Annotated in this window: 20 protein-coding genes and 1 riboswitch; of the genes, 9 read left to right on the top strand and 11 right to left on the bottom strand. The window is 69.6% G+C overall.

Going from position 1 to position 22,872, the window contains the following annotated elements; all coding sequences use genetic code 11:
- Positions 1-14 precede the first annotated feature (14 nt).
- From VGB75_17990 to VGB75_17970, 5 genes are all read left to right on the top strand, one after another.
- Complete coding sequence (locus tag VGB75_17990) at positions 15-914, top strand: ATP-binding cassette domain-containing protein (GenBank protein HEY0168940.1); 900 nt, start codon at positions 15-17, stop codon at positions 912-914.
- Positions 911-1,717, top strand: coding sequence for a hypothetical protein (locus VGB75_17985; GenBank protein HEY0168939.1), 807 nt, complete (start codon positions 911-913; stop codon positions 1,715-1,717). The genes VGB75_17990 and VGB75_17985 overlap by 4 nt, the downstream gene beginning before the upstream one ends.
- Before the next feature lie 200 nt (positions 1,718-1,917).
- Positions 1,918-4,074 (top strand): MMPL family transporter, encoded by a 2,157-nt coding sequence (locus tag VGB75_17980; GenBank protein ID HEY0168938.1) that lies wholly within the window; start codon positions 1,918-1,920, stop codon positions 4,072-4,074.
- Positions 4,075-4,088: 14 nt separating this feature from the next.
- Positions 4,089-4,253: a hypothetical protein gene (locus VGB75_17975; protein HEY0168937.1), complete on the top strand. Its 165-nt coding sequence runs from the start codon at positions 4,089-4,091 to the stop codon at positions 4,251-4,253.
- Between the two features lie 190 nt (positions 4,254-4,443).
- Positions 4,444-4,614: a hypothetical protein gene (locus VGB75_17970; GenBank protein HEY0168936.1), complete on the top strand. Its 171-nt coding sequence runs from the start codon at positions 4,444-4,446 to the stop codon at positions 4,612-4,614.
- A 79-nt stretch (positions 4,615-4,693) separates the two neighbouring features.
- Here the strand turns inward: VGB75_17970 and VGB75_17965 are convergent, their stop codons facing one another.
- Positions 4,694-6,244 (bottom strand): hypothetical protein, encoded by a 1,551-nt coding sequence (locus tag VGB75_17965; protein HEY0168935.1) that lies wholly within the window; start codon positions 6,242-6,244, stop codon positions 4,694-4,696.
- Between the two features lie 135 nt (positions 6,245-6,379).
- Positions 6,380-6,554: riboswitch (cyclic di-AMP (ydaO/yuaA leader) on the bottom strand.
- Positions 6,555-6,734: 180 nt separating this feature from the next.
- Positions 6,735-8,006: an APC family permease gene (locus VGB75_17960; GenBank protein ID HEY0168934.1), complete on the bottom strand. Its 1,272-nt coding sequence runs from the start codon at positions 8,004-8,006 to the stop codon at positions 6,735-6,737.
- A gap of 168 nt (positions 8,007-8,174) precedes the next feature.
- Between VGB75_17960 and VGB75_17955 the strand changes: the two genes are divergently transcribed.
- Both VGB75_17955 and VGB75_17950 read left to right on the top strand, forming a co-directional pair.
- A complete protein-coding gene (locus VGB75_17955; protein HEY0168933.1) occupies positions 8,175-9,071 on the top strand; it encodes an aminoglycoside phosphotransferase family protein in 897 nt (298 codons plus the stop codon).
- Positions 9,072-10,042: 971 nt separating this feature from the next.
- A complete protein-coding gene (locus VGB75_17950; GenBank protein ID HEY0168932.1) occupies positions 10,043-11,035 on the top strand; it encodes a hypothetical protein in 993 nt (330 codons plus the stop codon).
- A gap of 13 nt (positions 11,036-11,048) precedes the next feature.
- On the opposite strand, the gene VGB75_17945 is transcribed toward VGB75_17950, so the two are convergent.
- The 6 genes from VGB75_17945 to VGB75_17920 form a co-directional block, all read right to left on the bottom strand.
- Positions 11,049-11,594 (bottom strand): hypothetical protein, encoded by a 546-nt coding sequence (locus VGB75_17945; protein HEY0168931.1) that lies wholly within the window; start codon positions 11,592-11,594, stop codon positions 11,049-11,051.
- 413 nt (positions 11,595-12,007) lie between these two features.
- A complete protein-coding gene (locus VGB75_17940; protein HEY0168930.1) occupies positions 12,008-12,370 on the bottom strand; it encodes a VOC family protein in 363 nt (120 codons plus the stop codon).
- A 288-nt stretch (positions 12,371-12,658) separates the two neighbouring features.
- Positions 12,659-12,901 carry a type II toxin-antitoxin system PemK/MazF family toxin gene (locus tag VGB75_17935; GenBank protein HEY0168929.1) on the bottom strand — a complete coding sequence of 81 codons (243 nt, stop codon included), beginning with the start codon at positions 12,899-12,901 and terminating at the stop codon, positions 12,659-12,661.
- A complete protein-coding gene (locus VGB75_17930) occupies positions 12,898-13,143 on the bottom strand; it encodes a hypothetical protein (protein HEY0168928.1) in 246 nt (81 codons plus the stop codon). Before VGB75_17930 ends, VGB75_17935 begins: the two co-directional genes overlap by 4 nt.
- A gap of 36 nt (positions 13,144-13,179) precedes the next feature.
- Positions 13,180-13,953, bottom strand: coding sequence for a Clp protease N-terminal domain-containing protein (locus VGB75_17925; GenBank protein HEY0168927.1), 774 nt, complete (start codon positions 13,951-13,953; stop codon positions 13,180-13,182).
- 361 nt (positions 13,954-14,314) lie between these two features.
- Positions 14,315-15,787 (bottom strand): YdiU family protein, encoded by a 1,473-nt coding sequence (locus VGB75_17920; GenBank protein HEY0168926.1) that lies wholly within the window; start codon positions 15,785-15,787, stop codon positions 14,315-14,317.
- 120 nt (positions 15,788-15,907) lie between these two features.
- Between VGB75_17920 and VGB75_17915 the strand changes: the two genes are divergently transcribed.
- Positions 15,908-16,936: an aminoglycoside phosphotransferase family protein gene (locus tag VGB75_17915; protein HEY0168925.1), complete on the top strand. Its 1,029-nt coding sequence runs from the start codon at positions 15,908-15,910 to the stop codon at positions 16,934-16,936.
- A 163-nt stretch (positions 16,937-17,099) separates the two neighbouring features.
- A complete protein-coding gene (locus VGB75_17910) occupies positions 17,100-18,005 on the top strand; it encodes a phosphatase PAP2 family protein (GenBank protein HEY0168924.1) in 906 nt (301 codons plus the stop codon).
- On the opposite strand, the gene VGB75_17905 is transcribed toward VGB75_17910, so the two are convergent.
- The 3 genes from VGB75_17905 to VGB75_17895 all read right to left on the bottom strand — a co-directional run.
- Positions 17,954-21,124, bottom strand: coding sequence for a bifunctional [glutamine synthetase] adenylyltransferase/[glutamine synthetase]-adenylyl-L-tyrosine phosphorylase (locus tag VGB75_17905; GenBank protein HEY0168923.1), 3,171 nt, complete (start codon positions 21,122-21,124; stop codon positions 17,954-17,956). The two genes, VGB75_17910 and VGB75_17905, sit on opposite strands and share 52 nt — an antisense overlap.
- Positions 21,102-21,995: a type 1 glutamine amidotransferase gene (locus VGB75_17900; protein HEY0168922.1), complete on the bottom strand. Its 894-nt coding sequence runs from the start codon at positions 21,993-21,995 to the stop codon at positions 21,102-21,104. Before VGB75_17900 ends, VGB75_17905 begins: the two co-directional genes overlap by 23 nt.
- Positions 21,996-22,004: 9 nt before the next feature.
- Positions 22,005-22,872 (bottom strand): glycosyltransferase (locus tag VGB75_17895; GenBank protein ID HEY0168921.1); only part of this gene is annotated, 868 nt, incomplete at its 5' end.

Below are 22,872 nucleotides of genomic sequence, written 5' to 3'. Positions count from 1 at the left end.
GACAGGAAGCGCTCATGATCACCATCGAAGGACTGACCAAGCGGTACGGCACGACACTCGCCGTCGATGACGTTAGCTTCACCGCCGAGGAAGGACGGGTGACGGGCTTCCTGGGACCGAACGGCGCCGGGAAGTCGACCACACTGCGGATGATGGTCGGGCTCACCCGTCCCGACGCCGGGAGCGCCATGGTCTCTGGGCGCCACTACGTGGACCTGCCCAACCCGGGCCTCGAGGTCGGCGTGCTCCTGGACGCCTCCGCCCAGCACGCCGGACGCACCGGCCGGGAGATCCTCACCCTGGCCCAGCGATTCATGGGTGTCCAGCGAACCCGCGTCGAGGAGATGCTCGAGACCGTCAGCCTGACCCCGGCTGAAGCGTCGCGTCGGGTGGGTGACTACTCACTCGGGATGCGTCAACGGCTCGGGATCGCGAACGCGCTGATGGGGGACCCCGAGGTGCTGATCCTCGACGAACCCGCCAACGGGCTCGACCCGGCCGGGATCCGATGGATGCGGGACCTGCTCCGCGGCTACGCCGACCGCGGCGGCACCGTCCTGCTGTCCTCGCACCTGCTTCACGAGATCGAGGTCATCGCCGACGACATCGTGATGATCGGACTCGGCCGGGTCGTCTCCAGGGGAACCAAGACCGCGCTGCTGCACGAAGCCGGCACCGTGGTCCGAGCCGTGGACCTCCTGGCGCTCGAGCTCGCGTTGACCGCGAGCGGGCTGACTGCGATCCCCTCTGACGGCGGCGCCCTACGCACCGACGCCGGCGCCACCCGGGTCGGGCAGATCGCCTTGGAGGCCGGCATCGCGCTCACCGAACTGCGGGCCGCCACGGGCGCCGGCCTGGAGGAGATGTTCCTCGAGCTGACCGCAGCCACCCAACGTGAAGGAGTGCCGGCATGAGCATCATCGCACCAATCCCCGTCCGCGCCCTCCGCGCGACCACCGGCAGCCCGATACCCCTGACCCGCATCACGGGGGTCGAGCTCCGCAAGATGTTCGACACCCGGTCCGGGTTCTGGCTGATCGCCAGCATCGCGATCACCTCGTTACTGGCCGCCGGCGGCGTCATCCTCTGGGCCCCGGACGGCGACCTCACCTACTCCACCTTCGCGACCGCCATCCGCTTTCCGGTCGTCATCATCCTGCCGTTGATCGCGATCCTCGCGGTGACCAGCGAATGGAGCCAGCGCACCGGACTCACCACCTTCACCCTGGTCCCGCACCGGAGCCGGATCATCACCGCGAAGGCGGCCTCCTCGGTTGCGATCGCCATCGCCGCGATGGTGCTGGCCTTCGCGGTCGGGGCGGTCGGCAACCTGCTCGGCGCCGCCATAACCGGCAGCGCCTTGGTGTGGGACGTGACGCTGACCCAGTGCCTGTATTACGTCCTCGGCATGGTGCTGAGCCTGCTGATCGGCTTCATGCTCGGGGTGCTCATCCGCTCCTCGACCGGAGCCATCGTGGCCTACTTCATCCTGACGTTCCTTGTGCCCACGGTGTTCGGCCTGCTGGCTGAGAGCCAGCAGTGGTTCTCCGACCTGCAGCCCTGGGTGGACATCCAGTTCGCTCAAGCGGGACTGTTCGTCTTCGACCAGCCCCTCACCGGTGCCGAGTGGGCCCACATCACTGTCACCGGCGTCACCTGGCTGCTCGTCCCTCTGCTCGTCGGCCTTCGCCTGGTGATGAGGTCGGAAGTCAAGTAGCGATCGGGTCGGTGTGGCGGCGGCCCGTGATACGGGACCAGCCATGAACCGATCAATGAGAGGAAAGCGCCATGTACCGAACACGTTCCAAGGACGGTGACGGCCAGCGCGTGCGCCCGCGCGCCACGTCGGTACCCCAACGACTAGCACGCTCAGCAGCGGTACACCCGTGGCGAGTCGTAGTCGTGTGGGCGCTGGTCTTGATCGCGTCCGTCGTAGCCATCGGGGCCCTGATCGGGTCGGCGTTCACCTCTGACGGCAGCATCACCACCAACCCCGACTCGATGAAGGCCCAGCAGGTGCTCGCCGACAACTTCTCCCAGGCTGACCGGACCGACGACGCCATCGTCATCCACTCCGCCCAGTTGACCAGCGAGGACCCAGAGTTCCGCGGCTTCGTCGCCGACCTCCGGTCGGCGATCGAAGCCACCGGCGCTGCGCAGACGGTTCGGGACCCCTACGCGGCAAACGGGTCCGGCATCTCCGAGAACGGGCACGCGGCAGTGGTCACCCTCGTCCTCGGGCACGACCCCGAAGCCGGCATCGTGAGAGTCATCGACCAGGTTCGCGCCGCCGACGCCGACGCCGCGTTCGTCGTTGACATCACCGGCGCCAACACCTTGGACCACGATTTCACCGTGCTCTCGGAGTCCGACCTCACCAACGGGGAGTTGAAGTTCGGCCTGCCGGCCGCGCTCATCGTGCTGGTGCTGGTCTTCGGAGCGCTGGTGGCCGCGTTCCTGCCCATGAGCATCGCGATCATCTCCATCGTCGTCACCGTGGCCATTTCCTCGGTGCTCGGACAGGTCACGTCCCTGTCGTTCTTCATCGTCAACATGATCACCGCGATGGGGCTCGCCCTCGGCATCGACTACAGCTTGTTCGTGCTGTCCCGGTACCGGGAGGAGCGGCAGGCCGGTCGCGACAAGATCGACGCTATCGTCGCCACCGGCGGCACCAGCAGCAAAGCGGTGCTCTTCTCCGGCACCTCCTTCGTCGTGGCCCTTCTCGGGCTGCTCCTGGTCCCGGACACGATTTTGCGCAGCCTCGCACTCGGCGCGATCATCGTCGGCGTCGTCACCATGACCGCTGCCCTCACCCTGCTGCCGGCCCTGCTGTCCCTGCTCGGCGACCGGGTCAACGCCCTGCGGCTGCCCCTCGTCGGGCGTGACCACCCCGCCGAGAGCCCGTTCTGGACGCGAGCCGTGGGCGCCGTCGTCCGTCGCCCGGCAACCTTCCTCGCCGCCGGCGTGATCATCCTCCTCGCGGCCGCCTTTCCCGTGCTGGGCCTCTCCACGGGCACGTCCGGGGTCAACTCGCTACCCGACAACTCCTACGCCAAGGCCGGCGCCCTCGCACTCGAGCGCAGCTTCCCAGGCACGTCGACGACCGATCCGGCGCAGGTGGTCATCTCCGGGAACGTCACCTCTGCTGAGGTCACCGCAGCGATCGAACGGTTCAAGGCCTCGGTCACCGACGACCCGGACTTCGGACCCTGGGAGCAGCAGGTGGCCAAGAACGGCCGGGCCGCGGTGATCAGTGTGGCGCTGATCGGCGACCCCGACAACGCTCAGGCACGCCGGGGACTCGAACGGCTGCGCACAGACCTGGTTCCCGCCGCGTTCGAGGGCACCGACAGCAGCGTCCTGGTCGGCGGCGCCACCGCCGAAAACGTCGACTACTCCGACGTCATCAACAAGTGGCTGCCCCTCGTCCTCGCCTTCGTCCTCGGGCTGAGCTTCCTGCTGCTGATCCTGGTGTTCCGTTCCTTGGTCCTCTCCGCGACCGCCGTGGTCCTGAACCTGCTCTCGGTCGGCGCGGCGTACGGCCTGCTCGTCCTGGTGTTCCAGCACGGGATCGGGGCCGGACTGCTCGGCCTGCAGCGGGTCGAACGCGTCGAAGCCTGGGTGCCGATCTTCCTGTTCTCGGTGCTGTTCGCGCTCTCGATGGACTACCACGTCTTCCTGCTCAGCAGGATTCGAGAACGCTACGCAGAGACCGGGGACACCAACCAGGCCGTCGTGCACGGCATCGCAGCCACCGGACGGATCATCACCGGCGCCGCGCTGATCATCGTGGTCGTCTTCGCCGGCTTCGCTGCCGGCCAGCTGGTCATGTTCCAGCAGATGGGGTTCGGTGTAGGCGTCGCCCTGCTTGTCGACGCCACCCTCATCCGGATGGTCGTCGTCCCCGCCGCGATGGCGCTCCTCGGACGCTGGAACTGGTACCTGCCCACGTGGCTGAGCTGGCTGCCCGAACTGCACGTCGAGGGCGATCCCGCCCTCCGGCCCACTGCCGGCGGCAGCCACGGACAGCCCCGACCGGTCCGGCCGGCGACCGCCGTCCTGAGGAGCTGAGCATCACGATCGACATGACCACCCGGCACACCGTCACACGCACCTGGCTGCTCTGGCTCGTCGGCGCGTTCGCCTTGCCCATCGCCGGGCTGGCCGGCGCCGCCGTCGTCGGCCGCGTGGACTACGCAGCGCCGACGGGGCGATGGAGCCACTGCCCGTCCCCCAACCCTGAGCGCTGATCTGCCCCAGTCTTCGTGCTCGCCGCAACCCTGGTGCTGTTGAATCCCCCTGGTGCCGTCGAAGCTCGCTGGTGCCGTCGAAGCTCGAACACCAGATCGCCAAGTGCGCTCTGAAGTGGGTGCGCTCCGGCGAACACCGCTGCTTGCCCCACGGCTGACCACGACACCCACCACAGAACGGAGCGTCACCATGTGCCGAGCAGTCCGCTGCAAGACCTGCGGCAAGACCACGTGGGCCGGCTGCGGCCAGCACGTTGATCAGGTCATGGCCAGCGTCCCTCGCGAGGACCGCTGCCCCGGGCACCCGAAGGCCGAACGCGCCGGGGGCGGCGTGCTCAGCAGGCTGTTCGGGCGCCGCTGACCTGACGGTCGGTGGAACGCGCCGGCGCCCGGGACTGGAAGTCCCAGGGCGCCGGTGAATGCGTCGCGATCAGAAGGGATCAGCCTCGCGTCCTGAGCCACACGTCCTTGCCTGCCGTCCCGAAGGCGGCCGTGTCGACGGTGTCGGTGTGCAGGGCGCCCCAGCTGCCGCTGGAGAAGTAACCCAGCGAGACGATGCCCGGGTAGCTGCGCGCCTGGCTCGGAATGGCCTTGAGCCAGTCCGCGCGGCGGGGGTCGTCGATGCAGCCGTACTCACCCAGGCCGAAAGGCAGCTTCTTGGCGGTCACGTCGACCGGGTCAAGCAGGCCGCCCCGGATGGAGTTGTAGAAGGGCGCGACCATCTGGCCGAAGCTGCGCCAGCTGGTCGGCTTGTGGTTGTAGGGGTCCCACATGATGATGTTGACGTAGCCGGGGCCGGGCCAGAGTTGCTGCAGGGACCAGGCCTTGCTGGGGTCCGAGGCGGTCCAGCCCGAGACCGTCCAGGCCCACACCACGTTCGTGACGCCGCGGGCGCGGAATCGGTCGACGATGTGGCGGTAGGCCGCGGCGTACTCGGCCCGGGTGCCGGCGGCCGCCCGGATCTTGGCGGTGCCGCCGATGTCGGGGCGGTCGTCCATCTCGGGGTCGAGGTCGACGATGAACTTGTACGGGGTGGCCTTGGCCTTGGCCGCCACCGCGTCGAGATAGCGGTCGAGCGAGCCGTTGATGACCTGCCGATAGGTCCAGGTCTTCTGACTGGCGCCGCTGCGGTCGGTCGAGGACGCCCCCGGCGCCGGTTGCAGGGCCGAGTCATAGCCGCCGTCGTAGGAGACGAACTCCCAGCCGATATGGATGGTCCGTCCCTCGGAAGCCTGGGACAGCATCGCCGACGACGGCCACATGTTGTTGGTGGCGTCGAAGTCCTTGAAGTGGTGGATCAGGTCGAACTTGCGCCCGATCTTGCTCTCCATCGTGCGGGGGTGCGCGCCGCCTGCCTCGTAGTAGCCGAACAGCGCGCCCGTGCCCTGCGCCGGCAGCACCCCGAGGTTCGTGGTGCTAGCAGGAGGAGTGGTGCTGGGAGGAGGGACCGTCGTCGCGAGCGGCGCGACGCTGACGTCGTCGACGAGGAAGGACTTGCCGGCGCCAAGGTCCCAGGCGAGGGCGTTGACGTCGATGCTGTCCCCCGAACGGGCGACCGCCAGGTCCACCGTGACCTGGTGCCAGAGCGTGTCGGTGGCCCAGTAGTAGCTCTGCTTGGTCGCCTTCAGCGCGTTGGCCGCGTCGAACTGGAGCAGGCGCAGCACCAGGGAGGTGTTGGCCTGGGACGCGCGCAGCCAGGCCGTCGCCCGGTAGGTCTGACCCGCGACCGTGCTGGCGACGCTGTTGGGCGCGTCGTTGAGGACCGTGGTGGCCGTGGCGGTTGAGGTGTTGGACACCCGGGCGGAGTAGCTGCCGGTGTGCCCGCCCGCGACCCGGGCCAGCGCCACGGGAGCGGTGCCGTCGTCCTTCGGGGTGGCGAGCCAGCCGCTGGTGCTTGTCTCGAACGTCCCGTTCGACACCTCTTCGGCTGCCGAGGCAGACGATGACAGGACGGCGCTGGTGGCGATCACGGCGGTCAGGGAGGTCAACATGGCCAGGCTCACGCGAAGGCGGTGGCCTCTGCTTGCCGCCGAAGACGAGGGCCGGGCGGCGGCGCGGTGGGCGCCTTGATCGGCCCGGTGCGCGGGCCTGGGCATTGCTGCCGTGGGGGCATGACGGAGCAAAGGGGGTCCTCTCCTCACGCCTACGAGGTGAGCTGTCGGGTTCGGGCGGGAGATGCCCGGCCGCGTGATGCGGCTTCACCCCTAGGTCGCGCTAGCGACCGTCATCTTGGTTCCCCCGCTCCTGCCGAGCGTTTTCGAGAGTGGGCCCGAGCGGGGCAGGATTCGGCGAGCCGCACGGAGCGCACGCCTTCTTGGGCGCGAGCGCTGTGAACACTAAGGTCCTCCCCCGCGGTACAGCAAGGTCGCAGGGACAATTTGACCATATGTTGAGGCCCGACTTGACCGGATTTTGAGGTAACGACACGCCGAGCTAACTCGCGGGGCGCTGAGGCGCGTGGGGCATGTGGGGCGCCAGCCGTCATCTTCGCGATGACGCGAGGCGGTGGCGGCGGTACAGGACGCCCAGCAGGCACACCGCCAGCCCGCCGAGGATCGAGGCCAGCGGCAGGGTCGCGATCAGGACGAGGCAGCCGAGCGCGCCGGTCGCCTGCCACGCCCTCGGATACCGCCGGTCGCCGGCGGTCTGCGTCCAGGCCGCGAGGTTGGCGACCAGGTAGTAGAGCAGGACTCCGAACGAGGAGAAGCCGATGGCGCCTCTCAGGTCGGCCACCGCGACGACGAGGCTCACCACCACGCCCAGGGCTGCCTCGGCGTGGTGCGGAACCCGGTGGCGGGGATGGACGGCTGCCAGCCATCGCGGCAGGTCGCCGTTGCGGGCCATCGCCAGGCTGGTCCGCCCGATGCCGGCGAGCAGGGCGAGCAATGCCCCCAGCGAGGCAGCCGCGCCGCCCACCCGCACGAGGGGTCCGGCCCAGCTCCAGGTACCGGCGTCCACGGCGGCCGCCAGCGGAGCGGCGGTCGCGGCGACGCCGTCGGCGCCGAGCACGGCCAGGATCGAGGCGGCGACCACGGCGTAGACGACCAGGGAGATGCCCAGGGCCGAGGCGATGGCACGCGGGATGGCGCGCCGGGGGTCCCTGACCTCCTCGCCCATCGTGGCGATGCGGGCGTAGCCGGCGAAGGCGAAGAACAGCAGCCCGGCCGACTGCAGGAGTCCATAGAGGCCGCCTTCACCGAGGACCTCGCCCCAGCCGCCGAGCCGGTCGGCCCGCGCCTGCCCACCCGCCAGGCTCGCCGCCACCACCACGGCCAGGGCCGCGAGCACCACCGTCACGATGACCCTGGCCAGCCTGGCCGTCGGGGTGACGCCCCGGTAGTTGACCGCCGCCAGCGCGAGCACCGCCGCCACCGCGACCGGACGCGCCCACCCGTCCGGCGCGGCGTAGGAGGCGAACGTCAGCGCCATCGCCGCGCAGCTGGCGGTCTTGCCGATCACGAAGCCCCAGCCGGCGAGAAAGCCGGGCCAGTCGCCCAGGCGCTCCCGGCCGTAGACATAGGTCCCGCCGGACGTGGGGTACCGCGCCGCCAGTTGCGCCGAGGAGGTGGCGTTGCAGAAGGCGACGAGCGCCGCGATCGCCAGCCCGACCAGCAGCCCGCCGCCGGCCGCCTGCGCGGCAGGGGTGAACGCGGCGAACACACCGGCGCCGATCATCGACCCCAGGCCGATCACCACGGCGTCGAACGTGCCGAGCCGCCGGGCCAGCTCGCCGCCTGCCGGAACGCCGCTCACGACAGGATGGGCCGGAGCGGGCAGCTCGGGCGCTCACACCAGACGGCCAGCACGGACTCCTCCTACCAGCTCACCTGCCGTGGCCAGCAGATCAAAGCGACGCGGGTAGAGCTCAGTGAAGTCTGACGCACACCTCGGCACCGGCGCCGCAGGTGATGGGATGGGGCCGTGACTGTTCCCCGGATGCATGCCGACGAGATCGAGGTCGATGATGGCCTCGTCCGCAGCCTGCTGGCCGAGCAGGCGCCTGGCTGGGCAGGGCTGCCGCTCATCCGGGTGCCCACGTGGGGAACCGATCACGTGATCTACCGGCTGGGTGAGCACCTGTCCGTGCGGCTGCCCAAGATCGGCTGGGCAGCCGCCCAGGGCGAGAAGGAGCAGCGGTGGCTGCCCGTGATCGCGGCTCAGGTGAGCGTCGAGGTCCCGGCGCCGCTGTTCCTCGGCCAACCGCAAGGCGGCTACCCCTACCGCTGGTACGTCTCGCCCTGGCTCGCGGGCGAGAACCCTCGGCCAGGCGACGACCTGATCTTGCTTGCCGGTGACCTGGCCGCCTTCGTGCTCGACCTGCAACGCCTCGACGTCACCGGCGCGCCTCGACCGACTGGCTCGGACCGAGGAGGGCCGCTGGCAGACGCCGACACCGCGACCCGGGAGCCTGCCGAGCGGCTGCGCGGCCAGACCGACGTCGACGCCCTGCTCGCCGCCTGGCAGGCAGGTGTGCAAGCGCCGGGCTGGGACGGCCCGCCCCGCTGGGTGCACGGCGACCTGATGGACGGAAACCTGCTGGTGCGGCATGGCCGGCTGGCCGCGGTCATCGACTGGGGCAGTTGCAAGGCGGGCGACCCGGCGATCGACCTGATCGCGGCGTGGAGCCTGTTCGACGAGGCGAGCCGGGCGGTCTTTCGCCAGCGACTCGGCTTCGTGGACCAGCCGATGTGGCTCCGCGGCAGGGCGTGGGCAGTCTCGGCCGCCGTCCAGGCGCTGCCGTACTACCGCGACACCAATCCCGACATCGTCGCCCGGTCCTGGCGCGTGGTGAACGCCGTGCTCGCCGACCTTCGATAGCGGCGAGGTGGCATGAGCGTGTGCCCGAACCTAGTAAAGGCAGAAGGGGTGGCCGGCGAGATCTGCATAGACCTGGTAAGCCCTGCACCTTGCCGTCCGTTGAGGAGCATTAGCGCCCCGTCGCTAGTTTGAATCGTCTAGTGGCTGCGACGATATAGACGGTCACGGGTTCTGCGCAGGGTCGCCTCTCATTACAGGAGGTCCCTAAGAAGTCCGTCAAAGGCCCAGGCGCGAAGGCGCCCTATCTGGATGAGGCAGAAGACCTAGACATTATGTCTATATACGGTCAGCTACCGCACAAGAGGCACCGGCCAGTAAGCGGGCCACGCATAGACAGATTACCTACAATGCACGCCTGTTGATAGACGGTCCTTGTTTACCGACTGTATTCCTGTGGGTGATGAGTTTCACTCAAATAGCAATGCCGCGTTCAAAGAACGCAACCCTTGGCATACTCCGACGGGCGCTCGCGCTGCTACCAACCCCGACCGTGTCTTGACCCTGAAGACCGGTCGGTTAGTTAACGGTCACAGGTAGGCGCAGTCGGACAACCGACGCGTTCGCCCTATGCCGTAAGGCGAAACCTGCTGGTGCACCATCCGAGCGAAGCGCTTGTAAGCGCCAGATAGAAGGTATGGGTGTGCTGCCACGCTTCAGTGTCAACTGATGGTGACAGATCCGAACTTGACGGGTACGGTCGGTGACGGTCGATACGAGAGGATTGCGATGAGAAGTGGCTTTATCAGTGGCAAGACGCGGCTTGTCCAGCCGCGCCTTGGCCCTGAGGATCCCATGCCCGTGTTTACCATTCCCAGCTGCGAAGCATCAAAAACACCTCCCCGGCAGTTGGCGTGCGCGTCCGCGTTCCCTCGGATTGCCGCCGGGCAACCCACCGTTTTGCGGTGCGCTTAGGCGACCGGCCAGTTCCAGTTGGACATAGTGAAGCACCCCCTCTGATTTGACAGGCGCAGATGACCGTTTATGAGATCGAGAGCTTCGCGCTCTTGGCGTTTCTAAGTCTGACCTATTCAGCGTCTCTTATGCGGATAGAGAAGCTCCGGCGAGTCGTCTCACTGGACCGAGTACCGGACATGCTGGGCGTTTGGACGTTTGCAGCCACCGTCACGCTGCCGCCAGCCTTGGTCGCTGCCTTTGTAGTGGTTGCCAACCTCGGGGAGTGGCCTTCTCGGAAGGCGTACAAGCATGGACGGCCAGCGAAGTATGCGGTGAGCACGGTGGCAACGGCGACCTGGTGTGTCACGGCCAGCGAAGTGGTGCACCGCTTACCAATGGCGATTGGCGTTCCACTTGGTGTGTTGACTTTTTGCGCTTTGAGCATTGGGTTCATCGCATTCGTGGTCTACGCGTCCGGTCAGGGCCACATCCTCGGATCGATGATGAGCGATCCAAAGGCGCACCTCATCGAGATCGGAACGCAGGGGATCGGCGCTGCACTAGGTGTGGGCATGCTCTACCTGCATCCCACCATCGCGGTCGGCGCTTTGGTACTGCTGTACGGCTTGCACCTCGCTTCGCTTCGTCACGTCGTCGAGGTCGAGGACGCTTTTGACCCGGTCACCGGGTTGTGGTCCGAAGAGGCGTGGATGGTGCAGGCGCAGCAGAGGCTGCATGACGTGTACGGTTCCGTCGCCCTGTTCATGATCGATCCGGATGAGGCGGGTCAGGAGGTGCGCATTCTGCAGACCATCGAGTCGGGCCTGCAACCCACAGACCTGCTGGGCCGTTACGGCTCCCGGCAGATTCTGGTGCTGATCCCGGTCGGCCTGCCTGAGGGCGGGCCGTTCTTGGCCACCGGATTCCGCAAGGACCTGGCCGCCGCCGGGGTGCGCGCGGCATTGGGCTGCGCGACCACAGCCGACGCCGAGCTAGAAGGCCTGCTGATCGAGGCGATGTCTGACCTGATGGGCCGGCGCGACGCGGCCGGCATCACCCGAAACTGGTAGCCCCAGGGCAGGGCTAGCTGCCTTCTAATCCTTGAACTGCCGATGCCAGCGTGCTTTGCAGTAACGCCAGGACCGCCGCGACGCCGGTGAGCCCCTCGGCCTGCGCCGCCTGGGTCCGGTCTCCCAGCTCGGAGACCAGGCCGGTGACTTGGCGCCGCTCGGCGGTGCTGAACGTGGAGATGTCGATCACCGACGTCGGCGCCGGTGAGGCCCCGACGGCAGACGTGGTGAACGCCCGGATCAGCTCGGCCACCGCTTGCGCCTGCTCGATCGTCAGCGTCCCGGTGGAGGCCGGCAGCATCGAGGCCAGCAACGACCGGTCCTCCGAGACGTCGATCTGAAACTGGGTGGCGTAGCTCAACACCACCTCCCGGGCGTCGACACCCAGGGCGTGCGCGGTGCCCTCGATGACCTCGCGCGACTTCGGCCAGCCCTTGACCTCGCCCTTGCTGATCTTGCCGAACGTCTGATACGGCACCGAACCGCCGGAGCGCTCCTGGAGCTGGCGCAGAGTCAAACCGGTGGCAAGCTTCTGCCGCACAAGCTCGGCGATGGGCACATGTCCCGAGGCTGAGTCAACCACTGCGTTATCGGCCCCTCTCGATGGGAAACGGCAGCGTGACCGCAGCCTCGCCAAGCCGCGCCTGGCGTCTACCGAAACGTAGAGGTAGCCGAACCCTCAAATGTCCCAATTCTCGGAAATACAACGCCGTAATTGTGATCATGACTGTCTGTCGACAGCCAAGACTTAGGAGTGTCAAGGAGCGCGAAGCACTCCACCGCTGAGCGCGAAGCACTCCACCGCTGAGGCGGTCATGGCGTGCCTGTCATCGAGTCAAAGGGGTCCATCATGACCAGTTGGCACTGGCCAGCCGCCTAAGACGGAGGTGATCCCGTCATGCGATGTCGCAGCCGCAACCCGCTGATCGCCGCATCAGCCCGGACTGAGCTCCCCGCATCAACCTGGCGGAGTCAGCCCCAGCAGAGGCAGAACGGGTGGCCGGCGGGATCTGCATAGACCTGGAATCCCTCGGCAGCGTCGAGGTTCTCAGCCGGCTTCAGCAGCCGGGCACCCAGCGAGAGGGCTTCCTCGTGCGCGGGGACAAGATCCTCCACCCACAGGTCGAGATGGATCTGCTGCGGCGTTCCGTCGGGCCACTCGGGCGCGACATGGTTCGGCGCGAACTGGACGGCGAGCCGGTAGTCGCCGTCCACCGACACGCGGTGCCACTCGTCGTCCTTGTCGACGGTCCCGCCCAGCAGCCCAGCCCAAAAGGAGCTGACAGCGTCTAGGTCGGCCGCGTCCAGGACGACGATCGTTCGAGAGATCTTCATGGAGCCATCCTCACGGAGTAGGCGTGACTGCAGCAAGCGGCTGCCCACGAGCCGATGTGACTGCGTGCAGGATGTGGGCAGTCTCGGCCGCCATCCAGGCGCTGCCGTCCTGCCGTGACGCGAACCCCGGTATCGTCGCCCAGTCCTGGCGCGTGGTGGGAGCCGACCTCGTAGACCTCGGGTGATGAATCTAGAGGTCTAGGACGCGCCGCAGACCCCGATCGATCTCGCGCAGCAGGGCCAAGGGCACAGTCCCGGCTGATTCGATGAGGTCCGTCTTGTTCAGGGTCACCACAGCAGTGACAACACGACGGAGTCGCGCGGCAGCCCGGTCGCCTTTGCGGGCAGGAATACGTTGCCGGGCATCGTCGCCAAGTCAGTGTTGGACGTGATCACCACAGCCAGCACCGTCGCCAGCCGGCTCGCGTTATAGGTGTCCGCCGAGATCACCAGCACGGGCCGGCGCTTGGCAGGACGGGATCCGACCGGCGCTCCCAGGTCTGCCCAGTAGACGTTCCCGCGCTTGATCACCACTCAGGGGTCGCAGCCAAAACCCGCCGGCCGGCGGCGACAGCCTGTTCGCCGGAGTCGTCGCGTCCGGCCAGTGCGGCGACGGCCTCGTCGATCTGATGGGTCAGCGATTCGGCGTCAAGTTCATCCAAGTAGCGGGCCGCCGCGCGGGTGAAAAACTCCGAACGACTCATACCTAGGTCGTGTGCTCGTCTGGACGCTCTCTCGAAGGTGTCATCGGGTATGGAGATCGCGGTCTTCATGAGCCGAGTATAACCGGGTATGACCACCGGCTCCCGTTACTCGCCGGCGTCGGAAGTGATGTGGAAGACGCCTATGGCCGCGAGCACGGCCGCCTCGACCGGACCTTTCTCGATGCCGAGCTCCGTCAACGGGCCCGAGCCGGCTTCGTGCTCCAGCAGGGCGAGCAGGACGTGCTCGGTTCCGACGTAGTTGTGCCCCAGTCGCAGCGCCTCGCGAAAGGTCAGCTCCAGTGCCTTGCGCGCGTCCGTGCCGTACGGGATGAGGTCGGGCACCGTGGCGGCCGGCGGCGGCAGCGTCGCCGTGCCCGCGGCTCGCACCGCCTCCAGGGTGACGCCCTGGGCGCGAAGGACCGATCCCGCGATCGCCTCGGGCTCGCTAAGCAGCCCCAGGACCAGGTGCTCGGTCAGGATCGTGTCGTTGCCGGCGGCTCGCGCCTCGTTCTGCGCGGCCATCACGACGTTGCGGGCCCGCTGGGTGAACCGGCTGAACCCCTGGCTGGCGTCGAGGTCCGGGGCCGTGGCCTTGGGCACGAACCGCTTCTGCGCCGCCTGCTTGGTGACTCCCATGCTCCGGCCGATGTCAGTCCAGGACGCGCCCGAACGCCGTGCCTGGTCGACGAAATGGCCGATCAGGTGGTCGGCCACCTCGTCGATGTGCTGCGCGGCGAGCACGGCGTCGGCGAGCTGGTCCAGTGGCTCCGATCGCGCCTTCTTGATGGCGGCGATCAGGTCGTCCAGCCGCACCGGGCTGCTCATCTGCGTCGGCTCTGCCCTGGAATCGCCCGTGGAATCGCCCGTGGAATCTGCCATTCGACAACCATAGGTTGACGTTTGATCGCCGTCAACCCTGGGTTGTCGTCATGCTTTCCCCGCGTCCGGCGAGGCGGGCTCAGCGTTGCTACGTCTGCCAGACGCCCCGATTATGAGCCAGCGTCATGCCCAACGGGCGCTATGACGACGGGTGAGCATGACGCGCGGACGTGGCTGCGTGCCTCGCGGCTGCGTGCCCCGCGGCTGCGTGCACCGCGACATGCGTGCCTCGCGGCTGCGTGCACCGCGTCATGCTCAACGGGCGCTATGACGACGCATGAGCATGACGCGCGGACGCCATGACGCGCGGGTGCGCAGCTGCGTGCACGGCACGAACTGATCGGCCGCTGGTGACTGGGCCTTAGGTCCCGCAGAACGTCGTGTAGGCGCCGAAGTCCTTCGGCGCGGGCGCGGCGTAGCGCTCCAGGCCCGGACGCTCGTCGAAGGGCGCGGTGACCGCCTCGAGCAGGCGTCCCAGCGGGTCGAGATCGCCCTGCACCCCGGCGGTGAGAGCCTCTTCGACCAGGTGATTGCGCGGGATGTAGGCGGGGTTCACCCGGTCCATGGCCGCCGCGTCTGGGGCGAGGGCAAGCCAGCGCCGCAGCCAGCCGTCCAGCGAGGCGAGGTCCAGGACCAGGCCGCGCACCGCCTCGGCATCGCCCCGAGCCGCCGAGCCCAGGCCGCGGAAGAACAGCGTGTAGTCGACGCGGTTGGCCTGCAGCAGGGCCAGCAGGTCATCGATCAGCGACGTCGCCTCGGCGTCCTCGACGCCGGCCGGCAGGCCGAGCTTGGCGCGCATGCCGGCCGACCACGCGGCGGAGTACCGCCCCCGGAACCGTTCGAGCGCCGGCACCGCGAGGGCGACCGCCTGCTCCTCGTCCTCAGCGAGCAGCGGCAGCAGCGCCTCGGCCAGCCGGGCAAGGTTCCACTCCGCGGCCAGGGGCTGATTGCGGTAGGCGTAGCGCCCGCCGAGGTCGATCGAGCTGAAGACGGTGGCCGGGTCGAAGGCGTCCAGAAAGGCGCACGGGCCGTAGTCGATGGTCTCACCCGAGATCGTCATGTTGTCGGTGTTCATGACGCCGTGGACAAATCCCAGCAGCATCCACTGGGCCACGAGCGAGGCCTGAACCGCGACCACCGCCTCGAACAGTTCCAGGTAACGGTCAGGGCCCTCGAGGGAGTCAGCGGCGTCGCCGTGGTGCCGGCTGATCGCATGGTCGGCCAGCCGGCGCAGCAGGTCGAGGTCCCCGGTCGCCGCGGCGTACTGGAAGCTGCCCACCCGCAGGTGGCTGCTGGCGACCCGGGCGAGCACCGCTCCCGGCAGCATGGTCTCGCGCTGCACCGCCCGGCCCGTCGCCACCACGGCAAGCGACCGGGTCGTCGGGACGCCGAGGGCGTGCATCGCCTCACTGACCAGGTACTCGCGCAGCATCGGCCCCACCGCGGCCAGGCCGTCGCCGCCACGGGCGAACGGAGTGCGTCCGGATCCCTTCAGGTGCAGGTCACGACGCCGGCCGCCGGGCGTGACGACCTCGCCCAGCAACAGGGCACGCCCGTCACCCAGGCGCGGCACGAACCCCCCGAACTGGTGCCCGGCGTACGCCTGAGCCACCGGGTTCGCTCCGTCGGGCACCAGGTTGCCCACCAGGAACCGCAAGCCGTCGGGGTCGCGCAACCAGCCGGGGTCCAGGCCCAGCTCGGCGGCCAGCGGCTCGTTGAGCACCAGCAGCCGCGGGTCCGGCGCCGGGTCGGCCTGCCACGGCAGGGCCAGCTCGCTCAGCTCGCGGGCGAAACGGTTCTCGATGTCGACTGTCGACACGGGTGCGACGCTCATCTGTCCCAGGTTACCTGCGGTGCGGGTGGTCCGCTCCGCACGCGCAGCGGCCTTACTCTCCGCTGGCGCGCCATGCGGAAGCGGACGCGGAGGGACCGGGCCGCGGGCAAGATGGGCCTCATGACCGGCGATCTCGGGAAACCAGTCTCCGTCGGGGAGGCGAAGGTGGTGGCCATCGAACGCGCTCCCGAGGACTTCCAGCAGCCGGTGGCGCCGAGCGTCCTGCTCGCCATCTGCCGGCGCGCTCTGGGCGACGGCGTGAGAGTCCGGCAGGTCGTCGAGATAGGCATCGGCACGTACAACAGCACCTACCGGGTCGACCTCGCCGACGGTGAGCCGGTGATCCTGCGGGTCGCTCCGGAGCCCTCGCGTCAGCCGCCTGGCGCGCGGGAGGCGATGCGCAACGAGTACGCGGCGCTGCCATTTCTGGCGCCTCTGGGCAGCCTGGTCCCCCGCACCCTGGCGGTTGACTTCACCCACCAACTGGTGAACCGCGACTACCTCGTCCAGACCAAGCTGGCGGGCGTGCCGGCGTCGCATCAGCTCGCTGCTCTCTCCCCGAGCGCGCTGCGGCGGCTTTACCGCGAGCTCGGTTCGGTCACCAGGACGATTCACGACGTCACCGGTCGCGCCTTCGGTCCGGTCGCCGGGCCGTCGCACGACACCTGGAGCTCGGCGCTCATCGCCGCATTCGAGCAGCTGGCCGAAGCGTTCACAGCTGCCGGCCTCGATCCCGATCCGGCTCACCGGATGATCGGCGCCTCGCGGCGCCATCGCGCCGAACTGGACGAGGTCACCGTCCCGGCGCTGCTGCACGGCGACCTGTGGACGCTCAACCTCCTCGTGGACAACGACCCCGACCGGCCCACGATCACCGGCGTGCTGGACTGCGACGCGGCCTCCTGGGGCGATCCGATGTCGGACTGGACGATCAACCGGGTGCTGTCGCGGCCGGGCGCCGAGGTGGACGCCTTCTGGCAGACCTATGGCCGCCCTGCCAGCGGCGAGACGGCATCAATCCGCGCCCTGCTCTACCGCGCTCGCAACGTCCTCGGCGCCAGGCTCGACATCCACCGGCGAGGCTTGAGCCTGACAGACATCCCACCGGTCCATTGGGACGTCACCGACGTCCTCACCGCCCTGGCGTAGTGAGCCGGTCAGCCGTCACCGCCAGCCGAGGGAGCCAGGCCACCGGTGGTGACAACGGTTTCACCGGCAGGCCCGAGCGTGACCGGGCCCACTCCCGAGCTCCCGTGCGCGGCGGGCATTCGCCTCCAGCGATTTCCCAGCCTGCGAATGAGAGAATGACGTGGTGACAGTCGATGCGACCGCTGAGGCCCGCGCGGTCGAACCGCCCAGGGCGGGCCGCCGGTTCAACGGCCTGTTCCCGGACAGCTTGTTGCGCCACCGCCAGCCCAAGTGGTGGCAAGAGGTCGCGCTCATCGGTTTCTGCTACTGGATCTACGGCCAGGTCCGCAACCTGGTGCCCGAGCAGGAGAGCATCGCCAACCGGCACGGCCGGGGCATCCAGCACCTGCAGGACGCCCTGCACCTGAACTTCGAGCTCTCGCTGAACCGTTTCGTGGCCGAGCACGAGCCGCTGGCTCAGGTGATGAACTACTACTACGCGACCCTGCACTTCGTGGTGACCATCGGCTGCCTGGTGTGGCTGTACGTGGCGTATCCGCGCATCTACCGCGGCGCCCGGACCGTGCTGTTCGCCACCTCGCTCATCGCGCTGGCCGGTTTCTACCTCTATCCGCTGACGCCGCCCCGGCTGCTGCCGCAGTACGGCTACATCGACACCGTGCTGAAGTTCAAGACCTGGGGCTCGCTGGCCGACCCCAAGATCGCAGAGCACTCCAACCAGTTCGCGGCGATGCCCAGCCTGCACTTCGGCTGGGCGCTGTGGTGCGGCGTGGTGATCTACCTGTGCGCCCGCCGGCCGTGGGTTCGCTGGCTCGGACTGGCCTACCCGTTGTGCACCCTGCTGGTCATCGTGGGCACCGCCAACCACTTCATCCTCGACGCCGTGGCGGGACTGGGGGTCTTCCTGCTCGGCGCCCTGGTGCAGTACCTGATCTCAGGTCGCAGCGCCTTCGCCGAAGCCCCGATCCCCCGGCACGCGGGCGCCGAACCCGAGCCGTCCGGCTCCCAGCCAGATCCTCAGTCCGGCGCCGAGCCGGCCTTGCGCGGCTCTCCGCCGGCGGGGTCGTAGAACACCGACTCGACCACCCGCCGGGCGCGGCGGGCGACCCGCCGGTAGTCATCGATCAACCGACCGGCCTCGACGCCGGGTTGATAGCCCAGCACCCGGCCGACCGCCTCCAGGACCCGGCCCGGCTTGGGCAGCTGATCGTCGGCCTTGTCCCGCACCAGCATGACCGCGTTGCGGATGCGGCCGGCCAGCCGCCAGGCCGCCTCGAGCGCGGCCGCGTCCTCGGCCCCCAGCTTGCCGGCGTCCACGGCGGCCTGCATGGCGGCCAGCGTCCCGGTGGTGCGCAGCCCCGCCACCTGGTCGCCCAGGCGCAACTGCAGCAGCTGCACCGTCCACTCGACGTCGGCCAACCCGCCCCGGCCGAGCTTGGTGTGGGTGTGCGGGTCGGCGCCCCGGGGCAGCCGCTCGGCGTCCACCCTGCCCTTGATCCGGCGGATCTCGGTCACCGCGGGGCCGGCCAGCCCGCCGGCGGGATAGCGGATCGGGTCGATCAGCGCGATGAACCGCTCCCCGAGCTCACGGTCACCGGCGCAGAACCGGGCCCGCAGCAACGCCTGCGCCTCCCACACCGAGGCCCAGCGCTGGTAGTACTCGGCATAGGAGTCCAGCGAGCGCACCAGGGCGCCGTTGCGGCCCTCCGGCCGCAGGTCGGCGTCCAACCGCAGCGGCGGGTCAGTCGACGGAGCGGCCAGCATCGCCCGCAGCCGCTCGGCGACCAGATGCGCCCGACGGCCGGCATCGGCGCCGGCGCTGAGATCGGAGAAGACGAACAGCACGTCGGCGTCGGAGCCGTAACCGAGTTCCCGGCCGCCCAGCCGGCCCATCGCTATCACCGTGAACCGCACGCCCACGTCAGCCAGCCCCTGCTCGGCGGCCACGCTCTGGTGGACCGAGCTGAGCGCCGCGGCCAGGGTGGCGTCAGCGAGTTCGCTGAGCGCGATGGCCACCTCGGTGTCGCTGAGCTGACCGAGCAGGTCGGCGAAGGCGATCCGCAGCAACTCGACCCGGCGCAACGAGCGGATCGCGTGCGCGGCCTGCGTCGAGTCGTTCTGACGGCGAGCGGCGGTGCCCATCAGCACCTCGAGTTCGGCCTGCCGGCGTGGCCGCAGCTGGTCATCGGCGGACAGCATCTGCAGCGCCTCCGGCGAGCGCACCAGCAGGTTGGCCACGTACCGGGAAGTGCCCAGCAGGGTCGCCAGCCGGGACGCCACCGCGCCCTCGTCGCGCAGCAGCCGCAGGAACCAGGAGGTGCCGCCCAAGGCGTCGGAGACCTGCCGGTAGGCCAGCAACCCGGCGTCCGGGTCGGGAGCGTCGGCAAGCTCGGACAGGATCACCGGCAGCAGCGCCCGCTGCAGCACCGCCCGCCGGGACAGCCCCGCGGTCAGCGCCTCGATGTGGCGCAGCGCGCCCTGGGGGTCGGTGTAGCCCAGCGCCTCCAGCCGTCGCCGGGCCTCGCCGGCGGTCAGCCGCAGCGCGTCGGCGGGAACCCGGGCGACCGCCTCCAGCAGCGGCCGGTAGAACAGTTTCTCGTGCAGCCGCCTGACCTCCCGGGCGTGCAGCGCCCATTCCGCGCGCCACACCGCCACCGCGTCCCCGCGGTTGTCGGGCCGAAAGCCGAGCGAGCGCGCCAGCCGCAGCACCGCCTCGGCGTCTTCGGGCACCAGATGGGTCCGGCGTAGCTTGACCAGCTGCAACCGGTGCTCGGTCGCTCGCAGGAACTGGTAGGCGTCGGCCAGGCTGACCGCGTCGTCCCGGCCGACGAAGCCGCCGTCGCGCAACGCCGCCAGCGCCGGCAGGGTCGCCCTGACCTGCAACGAGGGATCTGCCCGGCCGTGCACCAGCTGCAACAACTGCACGGCGAACTCGACGTCGCGCAGGCCGCCGCGGCCCAACTTGATCTCGCGTTCGACGAGGTCGGCGGGCAGGTGCTCGACGACCCGGCGGCGCATGGCCTGCACGTCGGTGACGAAGTCCGGGCGCTGGGAGGCCGTCCAGATCAGCGGTGACAGGGCCTGGACGTAGCGCTCGCCCAGCTCCAGGTCGCCGGCGATCGGCCTGGCCTTGAGCAGCGCCTGGAATTCCCAGGTCGAGGCCCAGCGCTTGTAGTAGGCCTCGTGGCTGGCAAGGGTGCGAACCAACGCCCCTGACTTGCCCTCCGGACGCAGCGCGGCGTCGACCTCCCAGGCCGCCTGCCCGCAGATCCGGATGGTGTCGGCGGCCAGCCTGGTGGCGGTGACCAGCGCCGCGTTCTCCTGATCTGCGCCGCCTGCGGCCCGGGTGGCCGCCGCTGCCTCGGGCTCGAACACGAAGACCACGTCGACGTCGGAGATGTAGTTCAGCTCGCGGCCGCCGGCCTTGCCCATCCCGATGACGGCCAGCCGGCAGCCGGCGGCGTCGGCGGGCAGGCCCGCTCGCGCGACGGCCAGCCCGGCGCTCAGGACGAAGCCGGCCAGGTCGGCCAGCGCCTCGGTGACCTCCTGCAGGCTCAGCTCGCTGGCCAGGTCGCGGGCGGCGACCAGCAGCAGCTCGCGCCGGTAGGCCGCCCGCAACGCGCGCACCGCGGCTGGACCGGTCACCGTGGCGGGCGTGCCGGCGGTGCCGGTCACTGGATCAGCCGCGCAGGCGCCGACGGCGTCGGCCAGCCGGCCAGCGGCTGACTCGACGCTGGGCAGTTCGGCCGCGGCGCCGCGCAGGATCAGCGCGTCCTGAGGATGGGCGCACAGGTGCTCAGCCAGCGCCAGCGAGGCGCCCAGCACCCCCAGCAGCCTGGTCCTGAACTCCGCCGAATCGCGCAGCTCGGCCATGATCTGCGGGCCGGCGTCGGTGGCGGCCAGCTCGGCCAGCATCGCCAGCGCCTGGTCGGGCGCTGCCGCACGCCCCAGCGCCGAGAGCACCGCCGCCGCGGCCGGATCGCTGGCCTCGTTGCGCTCGGTGTCCCACAACCGCAGGGCCGGCGTGGTCAGCAGCCCGCCTGCCCGCACCGGATCAGCGAAGCCGGCCCTTGCCAGCCGCGCGGTCAGCCGGCCGGTCGGCGGCGCCGCCGGGACGCCTTGCCTCGGGTGCGTCGGCCCGGGGCTGGTCGCCTGCGGATGCGTCTCAGTGCCCGGGGGGTGGCTCACGCGAGGCCCGCATCTCGGCCGCCAGCGCCGCCCGGATCGCGGCGGCGTCGGTGATCGGCCCGGCGGTCGTGGTCACCGGTCCGGCCCCTGCCATCGGCAGCAACCGCGGCCCGGCGGCGACAGCCGGTCCGGCCGCCGTCGGGTCAGCCGCCAATGCGACGAAGGCAGCGACCACCGGCTGCCAGGCCTCGATGATGTCCGGTTGCGCCCGGGCGCTGCGCTCGAGGATGGCGGGCACGTCATAGCCCTGCAACGCTTCGGCGTCCTGCCGGGCCCACAGCGCCACGATCTCGGGCGTGGTCTCGATATGGAACTGCAGGCCCCACGCCAACCGGCCCATCCGAAAGGCCTGGACCTCGCATACCGGCGAGGCCGCCAGCAGCACCGCGCCGGGTGGCAGGTCGCTGACCTCATCGACATGCCACTGCAGGACGTCCGGTGTGATCGGCAGCTCGCGGAACAACGGGTCATCAGCGGCGGCCTGCCGCTTGGCGACCAGCTGCGCGCCGTACTCAGGCGTCTCGGCGGCGCTCACCCGGCCTCCGGTGGCCGCCGCCAGCAGCTGGGCGCCCAGGCAGATACCCAGGGTGGGCAGCTCGGTCCGGACCGCCTCGGCCAGCAGCGCGCGCAGCTGCGGCAGCCACGGGGCTTGCTCATCGTCGTAGGCGCCCATGCCGCCGCCGAGCACCACCAGGGCCGAGTGACCGGCCAGCTCAGCCGGCAGCGGCTGGCCGGTGGCCGGTGAGCACATCACCAGCTCCGCGCCGGCCTCGCGCAGCCAGCCCTCGAGCAGCCCGATCGGCGCGCTCAGGTCGTTCTCGATCACCAGGATCGGGGCGAGCGCGGGACCCTCGGACGCGTCAGCTGCCATGCCTGCAGGTTACTGACCCGGTCCGGTCCCCCGCGCGGGCAGCGCCGCATCCGTTGCGGCAGCCTGCTGGCGCAGGTACTCCGCGCAGCTGGGCAGCCCGGAAATCGTGATGGCGTCATTGAAGGTGTACGCGTTCACGGCGCCACCGAGCCGCGCCGCCAGCCGGGTGATCGGCGTGTCGTACTTCTGCGCCAGGTAGCGGTAGTTTGCGCGCGCCTGGGCGAAGTTGTGGACCGAGCTCTTGGCGTGCGGGTAATGGACCGAGCTGGCCGACCGGTTGAGGGTGAACCGCACGCCGTCGCGGTGCAGCCGGTACCCGAGGTCGATGTCCTCCCCGCCCCAGCTGCGGAAGTTCTCGTCGAACCCTCCGACCGACCTCAGCCGGTCCGTGGGCGCTGAGACGTTGCAGGTCCAGTAGAGCACCCAGGGCGCGGGCAACCGGCTCAGGTCATCGCCGTGCCTGGCGTAGAAAGGCTCGCGGATGTCGGCCCACCGCCGGGTGCGGCGCATCGACTCGATGCAGGCGTCCGGGTCGGAGAAGTCCAAGGCCTGCAGCATCTCCTCGGCGTCGGAGCTGTCGTTGTCGAAGCCGTAGACGTAGCCGAGGACCGCGACCGGCCCGTCGGCTTGCCGGTGGCTGTCCAGATGCGCCCGCAGGCAGCCCGAACCCAGCACCACCCCCGAGTCCACGAAGACGCACACCTCGCCGCCGGCGTGGGCGATCCCGACATTGCGGGCCTGCGCCACCCGCCAACCCTCATCAGGCTGGAAGAAATACCGCACATCCAGGCGATCCCGATACCCCCGCGCCAGCTCAGCCGTCCCGTCGCTGGAGCCGTCATCGACCACCAGCACCTCGAAAGCGTCCCTGCCCAGG

This window comes from Jatrophihabitans sp., assembly GCA_036399055.1.
Taxonomy (GTDB): domain Bacteria; phylum Actinomycetota; class Actinomycetes; order Mycobacteriales; family Jatrophihabitantaceae; genus Jatrophihabitans_A.
Note: the sequence above shows the minus strand (reverse complement) of the source record. Positions and strands in the feature narration are given on the sequence as shown.

Bases quoted from the DNA above. Each gene is read 5' to 3' on its own strand.
- VGB75_17985 (HEY0168939.1), top strand. From the start codon at position 911: ATGAGCATCATCGCACCAATCCCCGTCCGCGCCCTCCGCGCGACCACC.
- VGB75_17930 (HEY0168928.1), bottom strand. From the start codon at position 13,143: ATGAAGACCGCGATCTCCATACCCGATGACACCTTCGAGAGAGCGTCC.
- VGB75_17925 (HEY0168927.1), bottom strand. From the start codon at position 13,953: ATGGCAGATTCCACGGGCGATTCCACGGGCGATTCCAGGGCAGAGCCG.
- VGB75_17975 (HEY0168937.1), top strand. From the start codon at position 4,089: ATGACCACCCGGCACACCGTCACACGCACCTGGCTGCTCTGGCTCGTC.
- VGB75_17915 (HEY0168925.1), top strand. From the start codon at position 15,908: ATGACCGGCGATCTCGGGAAACCAGTCTCCGTCGGGGAGGCGAAGGTG.
- VGB75_17965 (HEY0168935.1), bottom strand. From the start codon at position 6,244: ATGTTGACCTCCCTGACCGCCGTGATCGCCACCAGCGCCGTCCTGTCA.
- VGB75_17990 (HEY0168940.1), top strand. From the start codon at position 15: ATGATCACCATCGAAGGACTGACCAAGCGGTACGGCACGACACTCGCC.
- VGB75_17970 (HEY0168936.1), top strand. From the start codon at position 4,444: ATGTGCCGAGCAGTCCGCTGCAAGACCTGCGGCAAGACCACGTGGGCC.
- VGB75_17950 (HEY0168932.1), top strand. From the start codon at position 10,043: ATGACCGTTTATGAGATCGAGAGCTTCGCGCTCTTGGCGTTTCTAAGT.
- VGB75_17920 (HEY0168926.1), bottom strand. From the start codon at position 15,787: ATGAGCGTCGCACCCGTGTCGACAGTCGACATCGAGAACCGTTTCGCC.
- VGB75_17940 (HEY0168930.1), bottom strand. From the start codon at position 12,370: ATGAAGATCTCTCGAACGATCGTCGTCCTGGACGCGGCCGACCTAGAC.
- VGB75_17900 (HEY0168922.1), bottom strand. From the start codon at position 21,995: ATGGCAGCTGACGCGTCCGAGGGTCCCGCGCTCGCCCCGATCCTGGTG.